At 64.5% G+C, this 3685-nt stretch carries 3 protein-coding genes; all 3 read right to left on the bottom strand.

Annotation, left to right across the window (positions count from 1 at the left end; translation table 11 throughout):
• Positions 1–200 precede the first annotated feature (200 nt).
• Positions 201–1676 carry an NADH-quinone oxidoreductase subunit N gene (locus VJ307_08830; GenBank protein ID HJX74247.1) on the bottom strand — a complete coding sequence of 492 codons (1476 nt, stop codon included), beginning with the start codon at positions 1674–1676 and terminating at the stop codon, positions 201–203.
• Positions 1677–1683: 7 nt separating this feature from the next.
• Positions 1684–3258 (bottom strand): NADH-quinone oxidoreductase subunit M, encoded by a 1575-nt coding sequence (locus VJ307_08825; GenBank protein HJX74246.1) that lies wholly within the window; start codon positions 3256–3258, stop codon positions 1684–1686.
• 35 nt (positions 3259–3293) lie between these two features.
• Positions 3294–3685 (bottom strand): hypothetical protein (locus VJ307_08820; GenBank protein ID HJX74245.1); only part of this gene is annotated, 392 nt, incomplete at its 5' end.

The raw sequence follows: 3685 nt of genomic DNA, 5'->3' as shown, positions 1-3685 counted from the left end.
CCCTTGCGTTCGACGTGAACATCCCGATATCGAAATATATAACAGGGATGCCTTTCCGCCGGTTTCGATTCCGGAAGGGCCGCCCCCCTGCAAGCGTGACCCCGGAGGCGAAACCGAGCCGGGACTTCTCTGGCGGTGGCGAACGCCGCAGGGGCGGAAGAGTTCTTAGAAGGAACGTCCCTGTTCTTAGGTCCCTGTTCTTACATCAGGAGAGAGATGACGGAGCGCTCGGCGATCTCGAGCACGGAGCGGGGGACGATCCCCAGGACGAGCACGACGACCGCGGAGGCGCACAGGGCCATCGAGAAATAGAAGCGCGGCGGGCGCGGGACGGGCACCTCTTTGTCCGCGGGCATCATGTACATGTACACGACCAGGCGCAGGTAGTAGTAGATGGAGGCGGCGCTGTTCAAGACCCCGATCACGGCCAGCCAGAGGTAGCCGTTCTTCACCGCGGCGCTGAAGAGGTAGAACTTCCCGACGAACCCGGCCGTCGGGGGGATCCCCCCGAGCGACACGAGAAAGAGGGTGAGCAGGGCGCCGAGCGCCGGGTACCGGAAGCCGATTCCTTTCAGGTTGCGGATGTCGTACCCCTCGTCCTCCTTCTGCGCGATGAGGATCACCACGCCGAAGGCGCCCATGTTCATGAAGGCGTAGACCAGAAGGTAGAACAGGGAGGCCTGTCCGCCGAGGACGTCGCCGGAGACGAGCCCGACGAGGATGTACCCGGCGTGGGCGATCGAGGAGTAGGCGAGCAGCCGTTTCACGTTGTCCTGCACGAGCGCCGACAGGTTCCCCACGGTCATCGTCAGCACGGCCAGGCCCCAGAGGACCTTCCACAGGACGGGCTGCACGCCGGGCAGCGCCACCAGGAGCACCCGGATGAGCGCGGCGAAGGCGGCCGCCTTGACCGCGGCCGACATGAAGGCGGTCACCACCGTCGGGGCGCCTTCGTACGCGTCCGGCGTCCACATGTGGAAGGGGACCAGCGACACCTTGAAGGCGAGCCCCACGAGAAGCAGGCCCGTCCCGAGGAGGAAGAGCGGGCTTTCCACGATCCGCGAGTCGTAGAGCATCGTGGCCAGGACGGGGATCTTCGTCGTGCCGGTCGACGCGTACATCAGGGCGATTCCGTACAGGAGGAACCCCGAGGCGAAGGCGCCGAGGAGGAAGTATTTCAGGGCCCCCTCGATCGAGGACATCCGCCTGCGGTGGAAGCCGACGAGAACGTAGATCGGGATCGACAGCGTCTCCAGCCCGAGGAAAACCGTCATCAGGTCGGTCCCCTTGGCCATGAACATCATCCCCGAGGTGGAGAGCAGGAGGAGGGAGTAGAACTCCCCTTTTTGCGTCCCCTCCCATTCGGAGTAGCCGGTCGCCATCAACAGGGTCAAGGCGCAGGCGGAGAGGATGACGACGTCGGCGAAGGCGCCCAATCCGTCGTGTACGATCATCCCGGAAAAACCCTCGATCTTCCCCTGCCCGAGGGCGTACACGGAGAACAGGGCGATGCCGATGCCGACGAGGCTCGCCCCGCAGAGGACCTGCTTGTTCTCCTCGGGGATCACCACGTCCAGGAAGAGGACGAAGAGCGCCGTCGCCACCACGAGGATCTCGGGGATGATGCTATAGACGCTCTTCAGAAGCGTCGCCGCATCCAAGGCGATCGGTCCCATCGTTGCCTCACTTCCCCGCGTTCAAGTAGCGGGCGATCAGCGTCTCCCCCGGGGGGGAGCCGGCGAGCGCCGCCTGACGTTGCGTCTCGATCCGCGCCACGAGGGCCGTAACCGAGGCGTCCATTTTCCGCAGGAACGTCTGGGGGTAGACGCCGATCCAGAAGACGAACACGAGGAGGGGGAGCATGTAGGCCACCTCCCGCGCGTTCATGTCCGGCAGGTGCCGGTTCTTCTCGTTCGTGATCGTGCCGAACATCACCCGCTGGAACATCCAGAGCATGTAGACCGCCGCGAAGATGACGCCGCTGGCCGCCACCACCGTGAGCGCCCGCATCGGCTGGAACGCCCCCACCATGATGAGGAACTCCCCGACGAAGCCGTTCATCCCGGGCAGCCCGATCGAGGAGAGGGTGATGATCATGAAGCAGGCGGCGTACAGGGGGAGCACCTTCGACAGCCCCCCGTATTCCGAGATGAGGCGGGTGTGGCGCCGCTCGTAGAGGATCCCGACGAGGAGGAAGAGGGCCCCCGTCGAGATCCCGTGGTTGACCATCTGGAGGATGCCGCCCTCGATCCCCTGGATGTTGAACGCGAACAGCCCGAGCATCACGAACCCCAGGTGGGCCACGGAGGAGTAGGCCACGAGCTTCTTGATGTCCTTCTGGACCATCGCCACCAGGGCGCCGTAAATGATCCCGATCACCGCGAGCGTCGCGATGAGCGGCGTCAGGTCCATGGCGGCGACGGGGAACAGGGGGATCGCGAACCGCAGGAACCCGTACGTCCCCATCTTGAGCAGGACCGCCGCCAGGATGACCGACCCCGCGGTGGGGGCGTCGACGTGGGCGTCGGGGAGCCACGTGTGGAACGGGAACATCGGCACCTTGAAGGCGAACGCCAGCGCGAAGGCGGCGAACATCCAGAACTGGAGCTTCACGGGGATGGCCAGGGCGTGCATGGCCAGCAGGTCGGTGGAGTAGACCCCGGTCACCTCGTAGTGGTGGAAATAGAGCGCGATGATGGCGACGAGCATCAGCACCGAGCCCGCGAACGTGTACAGGAAGAACTTGATCGCCGAGTAGATGCGCCGGTCGCTGCCCCACACCCCGATCAGGAAGTACATCGGGATGAGGACGGTCTCCCAGAAGATGTAGAACAGGAAGAGGTCGATCGCGAGGAACACCCCCACCATCCCGACCTCGAGGATGAGCATGAAGATCATGAACTCCTTCACGTGCTTCGTGACGGACGTGTAGGTGGACAGGATGGTGATCGGCATCAGGAACGTGGTGAGCAAAAGGAGCCACAGGGAGATGCCGTCCACCCCCACGTGGTAGCTGATCCCGTACTGGGGGATCCAGGGGACCTTCTGGACGAACTGCATTGCGGCGGTCGACCCGTCGAACAGGATCGCCACCGCCAGCGACAGGAGGAACTCCACGAGCGTGACGGCGAAGGTCACGTTGCGCAGGAGACGGTGGTTTTCCCTCGGCAGGAAGACGAGCAGCAAGGCCCCGGCGAGCGGGAGGAAGATCACCGCGGTAAGCAGGTTCGTCATCACGGGCTGGAAAACGGATGTCATCGGCACACGCTCCTAAGAATCTCCCTTCGCCGTTCTCACGGCCAGATCAGGAATCCGACGAGGATCACCGCGCCCAGAAGCAGGGAAAGGGCGTAGTTCCCCACCACGCCGGTCTGCACGCGTCTCGTCGCGTCGCCCACCCTCTGCACCAGGCCTGCGACGCCGTTCACGATCCCGTCGATGAACGTCGCGTCGAACGCCTCCCACAGCCAGATCGAGCCGTTCACGATCCTTCGCACGATGGCGGCGTCGTAGATCTCGTCGACGTAATACTTGTGGAACACCACGTCGTAGAGCCCCGGCACCCTGCCGGCGATCTCCCCTGGCTTCTCCGGGCGGACCCGGTACAGATAGTACGCGAGCCCGATCCCGCACAGCGCCACGCCCACCGACCCGGCCATGAGCAGGTACTCGAGCGCCGCGGAGT

Source organism: Candidatus Deferrimicrobiaceae bacterium (assembly GCA_035256765.1).
GTDB lineage: Bacteria > Desulfobacterota > Deferrimicrobia > Deferrimicrobiales > Deferrimicrobiaceae > CSP1-8.
This window is presented reverse-complemented; position numbering and strand designations above follow the sequence as displayed.